The sequence below is a fragment of the Ottowia beijingensis genome (genome assembly GCF_013423955.1).
GTDB lineage: Bacteria > Pseudomonadota > Gammaproteobacteria > Burkholderiales > Burkholderiaceae_C > Ottowia > Ottowia beijingensis.
This window is the reverse complement of the sequence record NZ_JACCKX010000001.1, coordinates 3,074,722-3,091,750: the sequence shown is the minus strand read 5'-3', so window position 1 is coordinate 3,091,750 and position 17,029 is coordinate 3,074,722. Positions and strand designations below refer to the sequence as shown.

Here is a 17,029-nt window from a genome sequence, read left to right as displayed (position 1 = left end):
GCGACAACGATGTAAAGATGGGTTGCACAGGCCGGGGCAGTGGCATTGGTTTTTATAATCCCTTGCTCATGGATTTGATCGCACTGCCCGCCTTCGACGACAACTACTTCTGGTTGTTGCACGACGGCCAGCAAGCCTTGGTGGTGGACCCTGGGGATGCCGCGCCGGTGCGCGCGGCGCTCGACCAGCGGGGGCTGCAACTGGCCAGCATTCTAGTCACGCACCACCACGGCGATCACACCGGCGGCGTGGCCGAACTGCGGGCTGCCACTGGCGCGCAGGTGTTCGGCCCGGCGCGCGAGCGCATCCCCGAGCCCTTCACCCCGCTGCACGGTGGCGATGAAGTGCAGGCGCTGGGCATCCGCTTTCGCGTCATCGACGTGCCGGGCCACACGGCCGGGCACATCGCCTACTTTGCCGACGCCGTGGCTGGCGCGCCGCTGCTGTTCTGCGGCGACACGCTGTTCTCGGGCGGCTGCGGCCGCATCTTCGAGGGCACGCCGGCGCAGATGCTGGCCTCGCTCGACACGCTGGCCGCCCTGCCGGCCGACACGCGGGTGTGCTGCGCGCACGAATACACGCTCGGCAACCTGCGCTTTGCCTGCGCGGTGGAGCCCGGCAACCGCGTGCTGGCCGACTACCAGCGCCACTGCCAGCAGTTGCGCGAAGCCGGCCAGCCCACGCTGCCGTCCAGCATCGGCACCGAGCGGGCGATCAATCCTTTCCTGCGCAGCCGCGAACCCGCCGTCACCCAGGCGGTGCAGGCGCGCACACCTTCAGCAACCGGCGACGTGGCGGTGTTCGCCGCGCTTCGCGAATGGAAGAACGAATTCAGATGAAGTGGTACCAAGGACTGGCGCTGTCCGCCAGCGTCGCCATCGTGGCCGGCTGCGCCGCGCCCGGATCAACCCCCGACAGCAGCGCCGAACCCGGCTCGCCCGTGGCCACCACCAGCGGCCCGGTGCGTGGCGCGGGCGAGATGCCGGCGGTGACGGTGTCCGAGCTGCAGGGCAGCCGCGTGCAGTCGGTCGAGGCACCGGCCGACCTGTGGGACCGCGTGCGCCGCGGCTTCGCCATGCCCGACTTGGAGGGCGAGCTGGTGCAGCGCCACGAGCAGTGGTACAGCACGCGGCCCGACTACATCGAGCGCATGGTCGACCGCTCGCGCCTGTACATCTTCCACATCGTCGAAGAGCTGGAGCTGCGCGGCATGCCGACCGAGCTGGCGCTGCTGCCCTACATCGAATCGGCGTTCAACCCGCAGGCCGTCAGCAGCGCCAAGGCGGCGGGCATGTGGCAGTTCATGCCGGCCACGGGGCGCGACTTCCAGCTGCGCCAGACCATCTTCCGCGACGACCGGCGCAACGTGCTGGATTCGACCCGCGCCGCGCTCGACTACCTGCAGAAGCTGCACGACATGTTCGGCGACTGGCACCTGGCGCTGGCCGCCTACAACTGGGGCCAGGGCAACGTCCGGCGCGCCATCGAGCGCAACCAGGCCGCCGGCCTGGGCACCGGCTACAACGACCTGAACATGCCCGCCGAGACACGCAACTACGTGCCCAAGCTGCAGGCGGTGAAGAACATCATCGCCAGCCCGCAGCAGTTCGGCAGCGTGCTGCCGCTGATCGAGAACCACCCGTTCTTCGACACCGTCGACATCACGAACGACATCGACGTTGAAACCGCCGCGCGCCTGGCCGACGTGCGACTGGAGGACTTCCGCGCGCTCAACCCGTCGCAGCGCAAGCCGGTCATCTTCGCCACCGGCACGCCGCAGATCCTGCTGCCGTGGAACAACGCCGACATCTTCAAGAAGAACCTGGCGGCCGCCGCGCCGGGCTCGCTGGCCTCGTGGACGGCCTGGGTGGCGCCGTCCAACCTGCCCTCGCGCGAGGTCGCCAGCCGCTTCGGCATGAACGAGGACGACTTCCGCGAGATGAACAACATCCCGCGCGGCATGGTGATCAAGAGCGGCTCCACCGTGCTGGTGCGCCGCAACGGCCAGGGCGCCGGCGCCGTGGCCGAGCATGTGGTGAACAACGCGCGCCTGGCCTACACGCCCGAGATCGTGCTGCGCCGCACCAGCGCGCGCGCCGGGGCGATTCCATCGCCACCATCGCCGCGCGCTACGACCTGCCCGCCGCCACCGTGGCCGGCTGGAACAAGATGGGCGCGCGCGCCGGCCTGAAGCGCGGCCAGGCCGTGGTGCTGTACCTGCCGGTGCGCGCCAGCGCCGCCGCGGCCCGCGACAACGCCGAAACGGCACGCAGCGAGCGCGGCGAAAGCCGCGCTGCGCGCTCGTCGGCGCGCGGCAACGCGCGCGCCGAACAGGCACCCAAGGGCAAGGCCGGCAGCACCCGCGCCGCCAAGGGCCGCGACAGCGCCGACCGCCGCGCCCACAAGAAGGCAGCCCCGCACGCGCGCAGCCCGCCGCCGGCAAGAAGCCCGTGGCCAGGACCGGCAGCGCCAAGGCGGCGCCGAAAGCCGCCGCCAAGGCCAAGGCCAACAACACCCGGCGCTGATTGCGGCGCGCGCCGCAGCACGTGTCAGGCTGTAGCGCCAGGCGCGGCCCGAAGGGTGGGCTTTCGTTGGATGACACGCCCTGCCGACAAGCCTCAGACAGCGTGGCGGAGGGGCTTGCCGGCGATCAAGCGTTGTTGGCGACGAGGCGCCTCATCGCGGGCAAGCCCGCTCCCACACAGCGGATGAGGGCCGCGCGTCATCGGAGACTTACTGATGACCAAGCGGCCCGGACAGCGCTTGTGTTCCTGAGCGGGTTGTCGCGTCAGGCCCCGGTCGCGTCGCGCGACAGGCCGGACACCTGGAACTTCGCCTTGGCGCGCCGCGCGAAATCGTTGGTGTAGGTGGTTCCCGGCGCCTGCGAACGCACGGCAGCGCTGCCATTGGGGTACTGCGCCACCACCCGGTGCGCCGTGGCCACGCCTTCTTCGGCCGCCATGCCATCGGGCGACAGCGCCTCGCGCGCCTTCTCCAGCGCCGCCAGGTAGATGGCGCGGTCGCCGTACATGTAGGACTCGGGCACGGCACGCACTATGTCGCTGGGGCCGGCCGTCTGCAGCCACTTCAGCGCCCGCACCACCGCATTGGCGACGGCCTGCACGGTGTTCGGGTAACGCACCACGAACGCCTGCGGCGCATAGACGCAGCCGCCCGGCATGGGCCCGCCGTACAGCTCCTGCGTGCCGCGCAGCGAGCGCGTGTCGGCCACCACGCGGATGTCGCCGCGCAGCTCGAGCTGGGTCATCACCGGGTCGATGTCGGAGATGGCGTCGATGCGCCCCTCGCGCAGCGCGCCGACGGCGGCGGTGGAGGTGCCGACGCCGACGAACTCCACATCGGCCGGCGACACGCCAGCGCGCGCCAGCAGCATGCGCGCGAACCAGTGGCTGGTGGCCTCCAGGGCCGTCACGCCAACGCGCCGGCCCTTGAGCTGCACCAGGTGCTTGAAGTTCGGCAGCGTGCGCGCATTGACCGCGAACACCAGCTGCGGCGCGCGCCCCAGCGCGGCGAAGGCGCGGCAGTTGACACCGTGCTGGCGCAGCAGGATCACGCGCTCGAACCCGCCTGCGGCCAGATCGGCCTGGCCCTGCAGCAGCGCCTGCTGCGCCAGGCTGTCGCCGGCGTGGTCCTGCAGGTCCACCTCCAGCCCTTCGGCGCTGAAGTACTTGAGTTGCTCGGCAATGGTCAGCGGCAGGTAGTACAGCGCGGTCTTGCCGCCGAGGGCCAGGGTGAGCCGGGGTTTTTCAGGCCGCTGTTGGGCGTGGGCAAGGCCCTGGCCCAGCAGCGCCGCCGCCGCAGCGCCCCACAGCCACTGGCGGCGCGACAGATCAGGAACCAGTGGGGGACGAATACAGGGGTGGGCATGGCTTCGGCAACTACCTGACGGTAGCCCAAGGCACCCATGCCGGCATCGGGTCGAGCCCGAATCGGGTTAGTGCTTAGAACCTGTCGCGCAGGTGATTCGGCGCGCATGCGCATCGCATGTCACTGCCCGGCGCGCAATGGCGCAGCCGCGGGCAGCAGCCTGCTGGTTGCATCCTGCAGCGTCTGGATCACCGAAAAATAGGGAGTATATGAATTCAACGCCCTTATAACAGGCGCTGCAAGCCAACTATATGGGGAGTATATGGCGCACAGCGCGCCATACCCGATCAACGCCAGCCCTGGAACAGGATCGCCACGTTGACCGCGAAGGCCAGCCCCCACACCGCGCTGCGCAGCGTGGCCAGGCCGCCGACGTAAGTGATGATGAAGCCCAGCCGCAGCAGCACGTACAGCAGCGCCAGCAGATCGACGCGCGCCTGCGGCGCCCCCAGCTGCAGCGCCGCCAGCACCGCGCCGATGAAGAACGGCAGCCCCTCGAAGCTGTTGGCCTGCGCCGCGTTGGCCCGGGCGCGCCAGTCGCCCTGCCGCGCCAGCCAGCCGCGCGGGTCGGCGTTGTCGTAACCGCCCTGGCTGCGCGGCCTGCCCAGCTGGCCCCACTTGGCAATGAACGAACACAGCAGCGGCAGCAGCGCGGCGATGAGGATGCACCAATGGGCGATGCTGAAAGCGGGAACGTGGGCAGCGGTCATGACGATTGAATGAAAACGGGCCGCAGCGCTTTGCTGGCAAGCGCCGACAGCTATCAAAAACAAATTGACTATCGAGAAGTCTCCGATGACGCGCGGACCGCATCCGCTGTGTGGGAGCGGGCTTGCCCGCGATCCAGCGTGGGTGGCGACGAAACGCCTCATCGCGGGCCAGCCCGCTCCCACAACGCTGCCTGAGACTTCCTGATCATCAAGCAAAAACAGTTGGTTGTGCCGCGCCGTCAGCGCCGGTCCACCAGCGCGTGGGCGATGGTGCCCAGGTCGACGTACTCCAGCTCGCTGCCGGCCGGCACGCCACGCGCCAGGCGCGTCACCGTCAGGCCGCGGCTCTTCAGCGCCTGGCCGATCACGTGCGCCGTCGCCTCGCCCTCGGCCGTGAAGTTGGTGGCCAGGATCACCTCCTGCACCACGCCATCGCTGGCGCGCTCGATCAGCTTATGCACGCCGATGTCGCGTGGGCCCACTCCATCGAGCGGGCTGAGCTTGCCCATGAGCACGAAGTAGCGCCCCTTGAAGGCCGCCGTGCGCTCCAGCGCCGCCTGGTCGGCGGGCGTCTCGACCACGCACAGCTTGGTGGCATCGCGCCGTTCGTCCAGGCAGGTGTCGCACACCTCGCCCTCGGTGAAGGTGTGGCACAGCGCGCAATGGCGCACGTTGGCCACCGCGTCCTGCAATGATCGCGCCAGCAGCTGCGCGCCCTCGCGGTCGTGCTGCAGCAGGTGGAACGCCATGCGCTGCGCCGAGCGCACGCCCACCCCGGCAGGCGCCGCAGCGACTGGATCAGGGTGTCGAGGCTGTGGGTGTCGCTCATCACGTTGGAGGATATGCCATCACGCTGCAGGTCGAATGGCCGCGGAGCAGGCCGTGCCAGCGAACGCCGCGGACGGACCTGCGCCGGCCGCTGGCGTTGTCCCCTTCCCGAAGAGAGAAGGGGAAGGCGCTTCAGCGCCTCAGGGGATGTACCTTGTTTAGAACGGGAACTTCATCCCCGGTGGCATCCCCGGCATGCCCGCCGGCATCAGCTTGCCCATCTTCTCGGCCGACAGTTCCTCGGCCTTGCGCACGGCGGCGTTGAAGGCGGCGGCGACCAGGTCTTCCAGCATGTCCTTGTCGTCCGCCAGCAGGCTGGGGTCGATGGTGACGCGCTTGACGTCGTGCTTGGCGGTCATCAGCACTTTCACCAGGCCGGCGCCGGATTCGCCCTCCACTTCCATCAGCGCCAGTTCGTCCTGCGCCTTCTTCAGGTTGTCCTGCATGGCCTGGGCCTGTTTCATCAGGCCGGCGAGTTGTCCTTTGTTGAACATCGGTTCTCTTCCTTCGGGTTCAGATTCAACGCATCAAAGCGGCTTGATGCTTCCGGGGACGATTTTCGCCCCAAAGTCGCGGATCATTTCCTGCACGAACGGGTCGGCCAGCAGCAGCGATTCGGCGGCCTTCAGGCGCTGGTCGGCGGCGATCCTGTTGCGGCGCGCCGGGCTGTCGCTGACGGCGCCGATCTCAACCTGCAGGCGCACGGCGTGCCCGGCCTCGGCCAGCGCCGCCTGCAGGCGCTCGCGCGCGGCCGACTGGCCGAGTGATTCGCTTTCGATGCGCAGCGTCCACTGCCCATCGGTGCGCGCCACCAGCTGCGACTGCAGCGCCAGTTCGCGCACCAGCGCGGTGATGGCCTCGCGCGCCACCAGGTCCTGCACCACGGCGTGCCAGAAGTCGCCCTCGGCACCCGGTACCACGGCGGGCAGCTCGGTGAGCACCGGCCGCGGCTCGGGCTGCTGCGAATCGCTGCCTTCGCGCACCTTGACTGCTACGATTTCAGAAGCTGCCGGCGCCCGCGGGGCGGGCGCTGCAGCCTGTTTTTCCTCTTGAACGGTGCGCGGCATCTGCGGGCGCACCGGCAGCGGCTGCAAGGGCGGGTGCTCGGCCAAGGGCGGCGCCAGCGGCAGCTCGTCGCCGGCATCTTCGAACGCCGGTTCGCCCGCGGGCTGGGCATCGGGCGGCGCGAAGCCGCCATCGTCGCCCCAGTCGTCGGCGGGGATTCGTCGGGTTCGGGGGCCGCAGGCTGGGCCACAGGCACCACCGGCGGCGCCACCGCCGGCGCATCGACACGCACCGCTGGCGACGCTGCGGCCACGCTGGCGGCACGCGCCGTCGCTGCCTCAGCCGGCTTCAGAGTTTTTTCAGCCGCGGCGCTGGCCTGGGGTGCGGCGCCGGTCTTGAACGGCAGCAGCCGCAGCAACACCATGGTCAGGCCGGTGTAGTCGTCGGGGGCCAGGCCCAGCTCGGCCCGGCCGTGGATGCACAGGCTGTAGAGCAGCTGCGTCTCGTCGGCCGGCAGCAAGGTGGCCAGCCGCGCGGTTTCCTGCGCGTCGGGGTCGGTCTCATCGACCGGCATGTCGGGCACGGCCTGCTGCACGGCCATGCGCTGCAGCACGCTGGCCATGTCTTCCAGCGTGGTGGCGGCCGACTGGCCGGCGGCGCGCAGCTGCTCGACCAGATCGACCACCGCCTTGCCGTCACCCGCGGCCAGCGCGCCGATCAGGCTGAACACCACGCTGCGGTCCACGCTGCCCAGCATCTGGCGCACGGTGGCCTCTTCCAGGCGGCCGGAGCCGAAAGCGATGGCTTGGTCGGTCAGGCTGAGCGCATCGCGCATCGAGCCGCGCGCGCCGCGCGCCAGCAGGCGCAGCGCGCCGGCATCGGCCGGCACGTTCTCGGCCGCCAGCACGGTGCTCAGGTGCGCCAGCACGGTCTCGGGCGCCATCGGCCGCAGGTTGAACTGCAGGCAGCGCGACAGCACCGTGACCGGCACCTTCTGCGGGTCGGTGGTGGCGAGCACGAACTTGAGGTATTCGGGCGGTTCCTCCAGCGTCTTCAGCATGGCGTTGAAGGCGGTGTTGGTGAGCATGTGCACTTCATCGATCATGAAGACCTTGAAGCGGCCCTGCACCGGCTTGTAGACGGCCTGCTCGAGCAGGCCCTGCACCTCGTCCACTCCGCGGTTGCTGGCGGCGTCGAGCTCGGTGTAGTCGACGAAGCGGCCGGCGTCGATGTCGGTGCAGGCCGGGCACACGCCGCAGGGCGTGGCGGTGATGCCGCCCTGCCCGTCGGCGCCGGTGCAGTTGAGCGACTTGGCCAGGATGCGCGACACCGTGGTCTTGCCAACGCCGCGCGTGCCGGTAAACAGGTAGGCGTGGTGCAGCCGCTGCTGCGTCAGGGCATTGGTCAGCGCCTGCACGACGTGCTCCTGACCCACCATTTCGGAGAAATTCCGCGGACGGTATTTGCGGGCCAGAACCAAGTACGACATGGGCTGGATTCTACGGGGCGAAAGCGCGACGCCCCGGATTAGAGGATCGACTCGGAAACGACGCGGAAACCCCACGGAAGCCACCCCGTCGGCGCCAAACAGGGTATGCTGCACCGCAACAGAAACAACGGTATCGGTTTGTCGTCGACAAGCCGTCGCCACTTGCCATGTTGCACCGCCTGGAATCGCCGGACACGGCTCTTGCCGATCTGGCCGACATCGACATTCACCCGCAGGCCGCGGCGCTGATCGACACGCTGGCCGATTGCCGGCATCCGCGTGCCGGCCGACTGACGGTGCGCTTGGCCGAAAGCCATGACGCCGAGGAACTGGCGATGCTGCGCGGCGAGGTGCTGAACCTACTGGCCCTCAGCTTCGGCCCCGCCGAAGCGCAGCGAAGGCTGCAAGCCGTACAATAGGCCGCGACGGGCCTTCCCGCATGGTGAAGGAGCCAACCGGGTCAGGTGGGGAACCAAGCAGCCCTAACTTTGGAGCCAGTGCCGGGGCAAAGGCTCGTCACCTTCTTCTTTCTCTGTGCCGCAGATTTGCTACGCTAAAGATAGCTTCTTGCGCAGAGCTGGTGCCGGCTGAGGCACCATTTCCTCCGAATCCAACAGCGCCCTGCCGGCACCCGGTCAGTGGTGCGAGGGCGGCAGCGACGCCGTCTTGCGCCGGTTGAGCTCGAACGGCGACATGGCCAGCAAGGTGGTCAGCGCGCTGGACACCATCATCATGAACCAGAAGATGAAGAAGGTGACGGTGTAGACCGCGTAGCGCGACCAGCCGGCACGCTCGCCGAACAGCGTCAGCATCTCCGGGTCGAGCACGGCGAAGACCATCATCTCCAGCACCGCGGCCACCAGAAAGGCAGGCCAGGCGATCCACATCAATCGTTCACGCAGCATGGGCATCGTTCCTATCAGGACGGTTGATGAAATTCAGCGCTGGGCAGGGGCCGCCGCCGAGGCGGGCGCCTCGGCGCCCTTGGGCAGGCCGCCGGTGGCCGCATGGTTGCGCGCCTGCATGGCGGGTGTCAGTTCGGCCTTGCCCACCTCATCGGCCGGCTGCACGACCGGCGCATCGGGCCGCCGGGCGTCCGAATACACCGGGTCGGGACGACTGATGGCCAGGTACAGCGTGATGAAGGAGGCCACCACCACGACGGTGGGGCCACCCACCACCATCCACATGATGGGGTGCTTCCACCACGGGCCGGAGTGCGGTGCCACGGCGGGCGAAGAAGGAAGAGTGCTCATCGATGCTTACCTTGGAACCATGAAGACGGATTTCTCGCGCACCTCGCCCACGCCCGGTGCCTGCACGTTGAAGTGAATCTCGTGCGAGCCGGCGTTGGCCGTGCCCCAGGGCAGCTGCAGACGCACCGGCACCCACAGGGATTGCGCGCCGTCGATGGTGACGGTCTTGTCGGTGACCAGTTCCAGCCCCGGCAGGCCGTCGGCCGACAGGGTGAAGGTCTGCGGCCGCTCGGTCGCGTTCATGACCTGGATGCGGTAGACGTTCTCGATCTTGCCGCCTTCGACCAGGCGTGCCAGGGTGGCACGGTCGCGCACGATGTCGACCTTGAAGGGCGTGCGCAGGAACAGGCTGGCGATCAGTGCAATGGTGACCGCCGCCAGGATGGCGGAATAGATCAGCACGCGGGGACGCAGCACGTGGCGCAGGATCTGCTTGCCGCCCCAGCCTTGTTCCAGCGCGTGTTCGGTGGAATAGCGGATCAGGCCGCGCGGATAGCCGACCTTGTCCATGACGTCGTCGCAGACGTCGATGCAGGCCGCGCAGCTGATGCACTCGTACTGCAGGCCGTTGCGGATGTCGATGCCGGTCGGGCACACCTGCACGCACAGGGTGCAGTTGACGCAATCACCCAGGCCCAGCGCCTTGGGATCGGCGCTCTTGGACCTCCCGCCGCGCGGCTCGCCGCGCTTGGCGTCGTAGGTGACGATGAGCGTGTCCTTGTCGAACATGGCGCTCTGGAAGCGCGCGTAGGGGCACATGTACTTGCACACCTGCTCGCGCATGTAGCCGGCGTTGCCGTAGGTGGCGAAGCCGTAGAAGAAGATCCAGAAAATTTCCCACGGACCGAGCGTCCAGCTCAGCACATGGCCGGCGAGTTCGCGGATGGGCGTGAAGTAGCCGACGAAGGTGAAGCCCGTCCAAAGGCCGAACGCGATCCAGACGACCTGCTTGAGCGCCTTGCGCGAGAATTTGGCGGCCGACATCGGCGCGGCGTCGAGCCGCATGCGGGCCGAGCGGTCACCTTCGATCCTGCGCTCGATCCAGAGGTAGATCTCGGTGTAGACCGTCTGCGGACAGGTATAGCCGCACCACTGCCGTCCTGCCACCGCCGTGAACAGGAACAGCAACATGGCCGAGATGATGAGGATGGCCGCGAGGTAGATGACGTCCTGGGGGTACAGGACCAGGCCGAAGATGTAGAAGCGCCGTGCATCCAGATCGAAAAGCATGGCCTGCCGATCGCCCCACTGCAGCCAGGGCATGCCATAGAAGAAGATCTGGGTGGCGAAAACGAAGAACCAGCGCCATTTGGTGTACAGACCCGTCACGCTGCGCGGGTAGATCTTCTTCTGGGCCTCGTACAGAGACACCATCACTTCGTCGCCAGCGATGCCAGCAGCGGTTTTATCGGAAGGGGGCGACTTGCTCACATCAACCTGTCTGTCAAGAGACAAAGGATGGCTGAAGTCTAGTACGTCCCTCTCTGGCGCGCCGCGGTCAGCCATCCATCGCCCGCAGCCAGCCAGGTCACTCCAGAAAAAGAGGCGCACCGCGCCCCATCACGCTGTTGACATCAAGCACAAAACGATGCCAACCAAGATGGGACCTGCGCTGCCAGCTATCGAATCAGGAGTTATCCGAATCGTCGGGCGACCACGCGGCCCCCTCGCTCGCTCACACGAGGTTGACCTCCACGCGGCGCGCCTGGGCGCCGGCACCGGCTTCGATGTTCTCCGGCTTCTTCAGCTCGATGCTGTCTTCAGCCACACCCAGCGCCTTGAGCTGGTCGCGCACCGCGAAGGCACGCTGCTTGGCCAGTTCCTCGTTCTGCGCTGCGTTGCCGCTGCTGTCGACGAAACCGCTCACCACGGCTTTCTTGCCGGCCTGCACGCCGGCGATCACGTCGGCCAAGGCCGTGTCGGCACCGGCAGCGAGGTCGGCCTTGCCGGTGGCGAAGAAGAACTTGACCACACCGTTCTCGACCACCACCGAAGCCGCATCACCGGCTGCAGGCGCCGCGGCGGCCGGAGCAGCCGGTGCGGCAGTTGCAGGGGCCGCTGCCGCGGGTGCGGCACCGGCCACGCCACCGCCCTTGCCCCACACGTAGGCCGTCAGCACGTTCAGTTGTTCGGGCGTGAACTTGCTTTCCCAGGCCGGCATGACGCCGGTCTTGCCGTTGTTGATCATGTCGACGATGTGCGCCTCGACGCCGGGGCCGTGCACGAACACGCCGCTGGTCAGATCGGGCGAGCCCAGAGCCTGGTTGCCTTTGCCGTCCGCGCCATGGCAGGCGGCGCACGCCACAAACTTGTCGCGGCCGAGGTTGGCGCGCACCGAGTCGTGCGGCGAGTTCGACAGGTTGAGCACGTAGTTGGCCAGGTTGCGCACGTCATCGGACGAACCGACGGCCGCCGCCATGGGCGTCATGATGCCGGTGCGGCCCTGGGCGATGGACGCGTGGATGTGCTCCGGCGTGCCACCCCAGTTCCATTGCGCGTCGGTCAGATTGGGGAACCCGGTGCTGCCGCGTGCGTCCGAACCATGGCATTGCGCGCAGTTGTTCATGAACAGGCGGTCGCCGATGGCCATGGCCTGCGGGTCCTTGGCCAGGTCCTCGGTGCTCTTGCCCGCGAACGCCGCGTAGATGGGTGCCGTCTGCTCGTTGCCACGCGCCACCTCGGTCTCGAACTGGCCGACCTGCGTCCAGCCCAGCGAGCCCTTGTACGAACCGAGGCCGGGATAGAGGTAAAGATACGCCAGCGAGAACACGCAGGTGATGATGAACAGGCCCACCCACCAGCGCGGCAGCGGGTTGTTCATCTCGCGCAGATCACCGTCCCAGACGTGACCCGTGGTGTTGTCCGCGGCCGTCATGGCCTTGGTCTTGCCACTGATCCACAACAGGGCCAGGCAGCCGAAGATGCCGAGCAGCGTGATGCCCGTGATGAAAATCGACCAGAAATTGCTCGTGAAGTCGCTCATTTTTTGTTCCTTGCCTGCTGGCTGTGCCGTACTGGGTCAATCCTGCTCGAAAGGCAAACGCGCCGCCTCGTCGAACCGCGCCTTGTTGCGGCGCGACCAGGCCCAGGCGACGATGCCGATGAAGACGACAAACGCCACCACGGTCACGATGCTGCGCAGAAGGTTGATGTCCATGATGATGCTTGACCAGACTTACTTGCGGTGAATGCCCAGCACCTGCAGGTAGGCGATGACGGCGTCCATTTCGGTTTTACCCTTCACCTCTTCCGGCGCCTTGGCGATTTCCTCGTCGGTGTAGGGCGCGCCCAGCGTGCGCAGGCCGCGCATGTGCGCCTGGATCGTGCCGGCGTTGGCGGCGTTCTTTTCCAGCCAGGGGTAGGCCGGCATGTTCGACTCGGGCACCACATCGCGCGGGTTGTTCAGGTGCGCGCGGTGCCAGTCGTCGCTGTAGCGGCCGCCCACGCGCCCCAGGTCCGGTCCGGTGCGCTTGCTGCCCCACAGGTGCGGGTGGTCGTACACGAACTCACCCGCCACCGAATACGGCCCATAGCGCAGCGCCTCGGCGCGGAACGGGCGCACCATCTGCGTGTGGCAGTTGTTGCAGCCCTCGCGAACGTACACGTCGCGCCCCACGACCTGCAGCGCGGTGTAGGGCTTGAGACCCTCGATCGGCTGCGTGGTCGACTTCTGGAAGAACAGCGGCACGATCTCCACCAGGCCTCCGACAGAGACCACCAGCAGGATCAGCACGATCATCAGGAAGTTGTTGGTTTCGATCTTGGCGTGGCCGGTGATTTTTTCTGCTGCCATGATTCCTTACCTCCTCTGATCAGGCGTGGGCCGCGACCGCGGGAATCTGAACCTGGACCACACGGCCGGCAGCGATGGTCTTGAGCATGTTCCACAGCATGACCACCATGCCACTCAGGTACAGCAGACCACCGATCAGGCGCAGCACGTAGAACGGATACGTGGCCTTGACCGATTCGACGAAGGTGTAGGTCAGCGTGCCGTCGGCGTTGACTGCACGCCACATCAGGCCCTGCATCACGCCGGCAATCCACATCGCGGCGATGTACACGACGATACCGATGGTGGCAATCCAGAAATGCACCTCGATGGCCTTGATGCTGTACATCTGACGCTGGCCGAACAGACGCGGCAGCAGGTAGTAGATGGAGCCGATGGTGATCAGGCCGACCCAGCCCAGCGCGCCGGAGTGCACGTGGCCCACCGTCCAATCGGTGTAGTGCGACAGCGCGTTGACGGTCTTGATCGACATCATCGGGCCTTCGAACGTGGACATGCCGTAGAACGACAGCGACACGATCAGGAAGCGCAGGATGGGGTCGTCACGCAGTTTGTGCCAGGCGCCCGACAGCGTCATGATGCCGTTCATCATGCCGCCCCAGCTGGGTGCCAGCAGGATCAGCGAGAACACCATGCCCACGCTCTGCGCCCAGTCGGGCAGCGCGGTGTAGTGCAGGTGGTGCGGGCCGGCCCACATGTAGGTGAAGATCAGCGCCCAGAAGTGGACGATGGACAGGCGGTAGCTGTACACCGGGCGCTCGGCCTGCTTGGGGATGAAGTAGTACATCATGCCCAGGAAGCCGGTGGTCAGGAAGAAGCCCACGGCGTTGTGGCCGTACCACCACTGCACCATGGCGTCCTGCACGCCGGCATAGGCCGAGTAGGACTTGAACAGGCCGACCGGCAGCGCCGCGCTGTTGACGATGTGCAGCAGCGCGATGGCCAGGATGAAGCCGCCGTAGAACCAGTTGGCCACATAGATGTGCTTGACCCGGCGCGTGCCCACCGTGCCGAAGAACACCACGGCGAAGGACACCCAGACCAGCGCGATCAGCACGTCGATCGGCCACTCCATTTCGGCGTATTCCTTGCTGCTGTTCAGGCCCAGCGGCAGCGTGATGGCAGTCGCCAGGATCACCAGCTGCCAGCCCCAGAATGTGAACGCCGCGAGCTTGTCGGAGAACAAGCGCACCTGGCAGGTGCGCTGCACCACGTAATAGGCCGTTGCAAACAGGCCGCAGCCACCGAACGCAAAGATCACCGCATTGGTGTGCAGCGGCCGCAATCGACCGTAGCTGAGCCATGAAATGCCCGGGTTCAACTGCGGCCAGGTCAGCTGCGCGGCGATGATCACGCCCACCAGCATGCCGACCACGCCCCAGACCACCGTCATCACGGCGAACTGCCTGACCACCTTGTCGTTGTAGACCGTGGCTTGCGTATTGGCGAATGTCATTTCCACCTCTTCCTGAAAAAACTTTTTGGAGTATCCCGATTCAGATTATCGGGCTTGATTGATGTGTGTCAATCGTGCTCGAAAATCCGCTCGCCTTCGCGGTCAACGTCGTCGAACTGGCCACGGTAGATGGCCCACCAGAGCGCGCCGAGAATGAAGAACACCAGCACGACCGACAGCGGGATGAGCAAGTAAAGAATGTCCATCAGTGCACCTTTTCGTGCGGCCGCTCATCGTAGGACAGACGCAGCGCGTTGATCACCACCAGCAGCGAACTGGCTGCCATGCCCAGCCCGGCCAGCCAGGCCGACACCCAACCCATCATCGCCAGCGGCACGCCGATGGCGTTGTAGGCCGCCGCCCAGCCGAGATTCTGCCTGACGATGCGCATGGTGCGGCGGGCCTTGGCACGGCATGCGGGAATCAGCGACAGGCGATCCCCCAGCACCACGAAGTCGGCCTGCGCCCGCGCCAGCGGCACCGAACGGCCGAACGCGAACGACACGTTGGCGCCGGCCAGCACCGGCCCATCGTTCAGGCCATCGCCCACCATGGCAACGGTCGCACCCTCGGCCTGGGCCTGCTGCATCAGGGCCAGCTTGTCGTCCGGCAGGCAGCCACCGCGCGCATCGTCGATGCCCACGAGCGCGCCAAGGCGCGCCGCCGCGTCGTGCCGGTCACCCGACAGCAGGCGCACCTTCACGCCATCATCCTTCAGCGCCGCCACCGAAGCCTGCGCATCGTCGCGCGCATCCTCGCGGAAGTGAAAGCTGGCCAGCCAACCTTGCCCATCACTCAGATGGCTGCTCGGCCCGGAGCCGTTGGTGACCGGCACACCGAAGAATGCGGCCGACCCCAGGCGCACTTCATGGCCGTTCGCCAGCCGTGCCTTGACGCCCTGCCCGGCCACTTCCTCCAGCGCCGCCAGCACAGGCGTTTCTCCGCTGGAGCCCGACCCTCGGCCCGTGCCGCATCGACCAGCGCACGCGACACCGGATGCAGGCTGTCACGCGCCAGCGCCGCGGCCAGGGCCAGCGCCTGGGCCCGGCTCACGCCGTCGCGCAAGCGCAGGTCCTCCAGCACGAAGGCATCGCGCGTCAGCGTGCCGGTCTTGTCGAACACCACCATGTCGACCTGCGCCAAGGCCTCCAGCGCCTGCAGCCGCCGAACCAGCACACCCCTCCTGGCCAGCGCGCCCGCGCTGGCCAGCATGGCCGCGGGCGTGGCCAGCGACAGCGCGCAGGGGCAGGTGACCACCAGGATCGCCACGGCGATCATCAGCGCATGGCCGGGATCGGTGGGCCACCACCAGATGCAGGCCAGTCCCGCCGCCAGCAGCACGAAGATCAGGAAAGGCTTGGCCAGGCGGTCGGCCAGCAACGCGATCTGCGGCTTGCTGGTGGAAGCCTGCTCCATCAGCGCCACGATCTGCGCGTAGCGTGTGTCGCCGCCGATCTGCTCCACCCGCATGTCCACCGGCGCCGTCAGGTTGTGGCTACCGGCGATCACGCGCTGGCCCTGGCCGCGCGCCAGCGGCGTCGATTCGCCGGTGAGCAGCGACTCGTCGGCCGAAGTCTCGCCGCGCAGCACCAGCCCATCCGCCGGAAACACCTCGCCCGGCAACACGCGCAGCACGTCGCCCACACGCACGCGCCGCACCGACACCCGCTCCCAGCCGCCGGCACCGCTCTGGCGCTGCACGCTGTCGGGCAGACGGTGCATCAGCGCCTCCAGCGCACCGGCCGTGCGGTCGCGCAGGCGCAGTTCCAGCCAGCGCCCGGTGAGCAGGAAGAACACGAACATGGTGAGCGAATCGAAATACACCTGGTGCCCGAACACGCCCTGCGGTTCGAAGGTGCCCAGCGAACTGACCACGAAGGTGATCAGCATGCCCAGCGCCACCGGCAGATCCATGCTGACGCGGCGCAGCTTCAGGTCGAGCCACGCGTTGCGAAAGAACGGCTGGCACGAGAACAGCACCACCGGAATCGACAGCACCCATTGCGCCCAGCGCAGCAGGCGCACGGTGTCGGCCTCCATCTCGCCCGCGCTGGTGAAGTACTCCGGCGTGGCGTACATCATCACCTGCATCATGCACACGCCCGCCACGCCCAGGCGCCACATCATCTTGCGCGTCTCGGCCTGGCGGCGTTCCGCCGCGAACGCGTCGCTGGCCGGCAATGGCCGGTAGCCGGTGCGCAGCACCGCCTGCATCCAGTCGGAAGGCTTGGTGGCCGACTCGTCCCACACCACGCGGCCGCGGTGTGCAGCGGCGCTGATATCCGCCTCGCGCACTCCGGGGTGGCGCGCAGGGCCTGCTCGATGGTCACGGCACAGGCGGCGCAGTGCATGCCCTCGAACACGACGTTCGACTCCCACACACCCTGTTCGGCGTCGCCGGCGCTTGCACCCACGGGACGGCTGAACTCCAGCCACTCGTCGCGCTCGTCGAGCAGTTGCCAGGCAGCGTCGCCGCGGGTCGGCTCAGCGCGTTCCGGAAACGCTGCCTCGCCTGCCACGGCGGCCGAAGAAATCGCGCTTGCACCTTGGATCACGGCGTGGACTGTACACCCTTTGGTTGACACGGGCTTGACTTCAGTCAAT

The 17,029-nt window shown here is 67.4% G+C and carries 14 protein-coding genes, 1 other RNA gene and 3 pseudogenes; 4 read left to right on the top strand and 14 right to left on the bottom strand.

Annotated features, from left to right (window positions below):
- Positions 1–68 precede the first annotated feature (68 nt).
- Both gloB and H0I39_RS15365 read left to right on the top strand, forming a co-directional pair.
- Positions 69–839, top strand: coding sequence for a hydroxyacylglutathione hydrolase (gene gloB / locus H0I39_RS15370; RefSeq protein WP_180551069.1), 771 nt, complete (start codon positions 69–71; stop codon positions 837–839).
- Positions 836–2,191 carry a transglycosylase SLT domain-containing protein gene (locus H0I39_RS15365; protein WP_307776825.1) on the top strand — a complete coding sequence of 452 codons (1,356 nt, stop codon included), beginning with the start codon at positions 836–838 and terminating at the stop codon, positions 2,189–2,191. Before gloB ends, H0I39_RS15365 begins: the two co-directional genes overlap by 4 nt.
- Before the next feature lie 597 nt (positions 2,192–2,788).
- Here H0I39_RS15365 and H0I39_RS15360 read toward each other — a convergent pair.
- The 5 genes and pseudogenes from H0I39_RS15360 to dnaX form a co-directional block, all read right to left on the bottom strand.
- Positions 2,789–3,805: an ABC transporter substrate-binding protein gene (locus H0I39_RS15360; RefSeq protein ID WP_257646189.1), complete on the bottom strand. Its 1,017-nt coding sequence runs from the start codon at positions 3,803–3,805 to the stop codon at positions 2,789–2,791.
- Positions 3,806–4,175: 370 nt separating this feature from the next.
- On the bottom strand, positions 4,176–4,598 hold the full coding sequence (locus tag H0I39_RS15355; RefSeq protein WP_180551068.1) for an MAPEG family protein: 423 nt from the start codon (positions 4,596–4,598) through the stop codon (positions 4,176–4,178).
- 239 nt (positions 4,599–4,837) lie between these two features.
- Positions 4,838–5,427 (bottom strand): annotated as a pseudogene (recR, locus tag H0I39_RS15350) (recombination mediator RecR).
- Positions 5,428–5,584: 157 nt separating this feature from the next.
- On the bottom strand, positions 5,585–5,920 hold the full coding sequence (locus tag H0I39_RS15345) for a YbaB/EbfC family nucleoid-associated protein (RefSeq protein ID WP_180551067.1): 336 nt from the start codon (positions 5,918–5,920) through the stop codon (positions 5,585–5,587).
- A gap of 33 nt (positions 5,921–5,953) precedes the next feature.
- Positions 5,954–7,920 (bottom strand): annotated as a pseudogene (dnaX, locus tag H0I39_RS15340) (DNA polymerase III subunit gamma/tau).
- Between the two features lie 167 nt (positions 7,921–8,087).
- Between dnaX and H0I39_RS15335 the strand changes: the two are divergent.
- A complete protein-coding gene (locus H0I39_RS15335) occupies positions 8,088–8,339 on the top strand; it encodes a hypothetical protein (RefSeq protein ID WP_180551066.1) in 252 nt (83 codons plus the stop codon).
- A 5-nt stretch (positions 8,340–8,344) separates the two neighbouring features.
- An RNA gene (ffs, locus tag H0I39_RS15330) (signal recognition particle sRNA small type) lies at positions 8,345–8,441 on the top strand.
- 114 nt (positions 8,442–8,555) lie between these two features.
- Here ffs and H0I39_RS15325 read toward each other — a convergent pair.
- The 9 genes and pseudogenes from H0I39_RS15325 to H0I39_RS15285 form a co-directional block, all read right to left on the bottom strand.
- Positions 8,556–8,825 carry a hypothetical protein gene (locus tag H0I39_RS15325; RefSeq protein WP_180551065.1) on the bottom strand — a complete coding sequence of 90 codons (270 nt, stop codon included), beginning with the start codon at positions 8,823–8,825 and terminating at the stop codon, positions 8,556–8,558.
- Positions 8,826–8,858: 33 nt separating this feature from the next.
- A complete protein-coding gene (locus H0I39_RS15320) occupies positions 8,859–9,176 on the bottom strand; it encodes a nitrogen fixation protein FixH (protein ID WP_180551064.1) in 318 nt (105 codons plus the stop codon).
- 6 nt (positions 9,177–9,182) lie between these two features.
- Complete coding sequence (gene ccoG, locus H0I39_RS15315; RefSeq protein ID WP_180551063.1) at positions 9,183–10,550, bottom strand: cytochrome c oxidase accessory protein CcoG; 1,368 nt, start codon at positions 10,548–10,550, stop codon at positions 9,183–9,185.
- A 301-nt stretch (positions 10,551–10,851) separates the two neighbouring features.
- The gene (ccoP, locus tag H0I39_RS15310; protein ID WP_180551062.1) at positions 10,852–12,159 is read right to left on the bottom strand and encodes a cytochrome-c oxidase, cbb3-type subunit III; all 1,308 of its coding nucleotides are present in this window, start codon (positions 12,157–12,159) and stop codon (positions 10,852–10,854) included.
- A gap of 36 nt (positions 12,160–12,195) precedes the next feature.
- Positions 12,196–12,333 (bottom strand): cbb3-type cytochrome oxidase subunit 3, encoded by a 138-nt coding sequence (locus tag H0I39_RS15305; protein WP_180551061.1) that lies wholly within the window; start codon positions 12,331–12,333, stop codon positions 12,196–12,198.
- Positions 12,334–12,351: 18 nt separating this feature from the next.
- Positions 12,352–12,969 (bottom strand): cytochrome-c oxidase, cbb3-type subunit II, encoded by a 618-nt coding sequence (gene ccoO, locus H0I39_RS15300; protein ID WP_180551060.1) that lies wholly within the window; start codon positions 12,967–12,969, stop codon positions 12,352–12,354.
- Positions 12,970–12,988: 19 nt separating this feature from the next.
- Positions 12,989–14,425 carry a cytochrome-c oxidase, cbb3-type subunit I gene (gene ccoN, locus H0I39_RS15295; protein ID WP_180551059.1) on the bottom strand — a complete coding sequence of 479 codons (1,437 nt, stop codon included), beginning with the start codon at positions 14,423–14,425 and terminating at the stop codon, positions 12,989–12,991.
- Between the two features lie 68 nt (positions 14,426–14,493).
- Complete coding sequence (gene ccoS, locus H0I39_RS15290; RefSeq protein WP_180551058.1) at positions 14,494–14,631, bottom strand: cbb3-type cytochrome oxidase assembly protein CcoS; 138 nt, start codon at positions 14,629–14,631, stop codon at positions 14,494–14,496.
- A pseudogene (locus tag H0I39_RS15285) lies at positions 14,631–16,776 on the bottom strand (heavy metal translocating P-type ATPase). Before H0I39_RS15285 ends, ccoS begins: the two are co-directional and overlap by 1 nt.
- Positions 16,777–17,029: the final 253 nt, after the last annotated feature.

What these genes read in the sequence shown, in the direction of transcription:
- H0I39_RS15305 (WP_180551061.1), bottom strand. Translation starts at nt 12,333, where the DNA reads ATGGACATCAACCTTCTGCGCAGCATCGTGACCGTGGTGGCGTTTGTC.
- H0I39_RS15355 (WP_180551068.1), bottom strand. Translation starts at nt 4,598, where the DNA reads ATGACCGCTGCCCACGTTCCCGCTTTCAGCATCGCCCATTGGTGCATC.
- H0I39_RS15325 (WP_180551065.1), bottom strand. Translation starts at nt 8,825, where the DNA reads ATGCTGCGTGAACGATTGATGTGGATCGCCTGGCCTGCCTTTCTGGTG.
- gloB (WP_180551069.1), top strand. Translation starts at nt 69, where the DNA reads ATGGATTTGATCGCACTGCCCGCCTTCGACGACAACTACTTCTGGTTG.
- H0I39_RS15365 (WP_307776825.1), top strand. Translation starts at nt 836, where the DNA reads ATGAAGTGGTACCAAGGACTGGCGCTGTCCGCCAGCGTCGCCATCGTG.
- ccoO (WP_180551060.1), bottom strand. Translation starts at nt 12,969, where the DNA reads ATGGCAGCAGAAAAAATCACCGGCCACGCCAAGATCGAAACCAACAAC.
- ccoP (WP_180551062.1), bottom strand. Translation starts at nt 12,159, where the DNA reads ATGAGCGACTTCACGAGCAATTTCTGGTCGATTTTCATCACGGGCATC.
- H0I39_RS15345 (WP_180551067.1), bottom strand. Translation starts at nt 5,920, where the DNA reads ATGTTCAACAAAGGACAACTCGCCGGCCTGATGAAACAGGCCCAGGCC.
- ccoG (WP_180551063.1), bottom strand. Translation starts at nt 10,550, where the DNA reads ATGGTGTCTCTGTACGAGGCCCAGAAGAAGATCTACCCGCGCAGCGTG.
- ccoN (WP_180551059.1), bottom strand. Translation starts at nt 14,425, where the DNA reads ATGACATTCGCCAATACGCAAGCCACGGTCTACAACGACAAGGTGGTC.
- H0I39_RS15335 (WP_180551066.1), top strand. Translation starts at nt 8,088, where the DNA reads ATGTTGCACCGCCTGGAATCGCCGGACACGGCTCTTGCCGATCTGGCC.
- ccoS (WP_180551058.1), bottom strand. Translation starts at nt 14,631, where the DNA reads ATGGACATTCTTTACTTGCTCATCCCGCTGTCGGTCGTGCTGGTGTTC.
- H0I39_RS15320 (WP_180551064.1), bottom strand. Translation starts at nt 9,176, where the DNA reads ATGAGCACTCTTCCTTCTTCGCCCGCCGTGGCACCGCACTCCGGCCCG.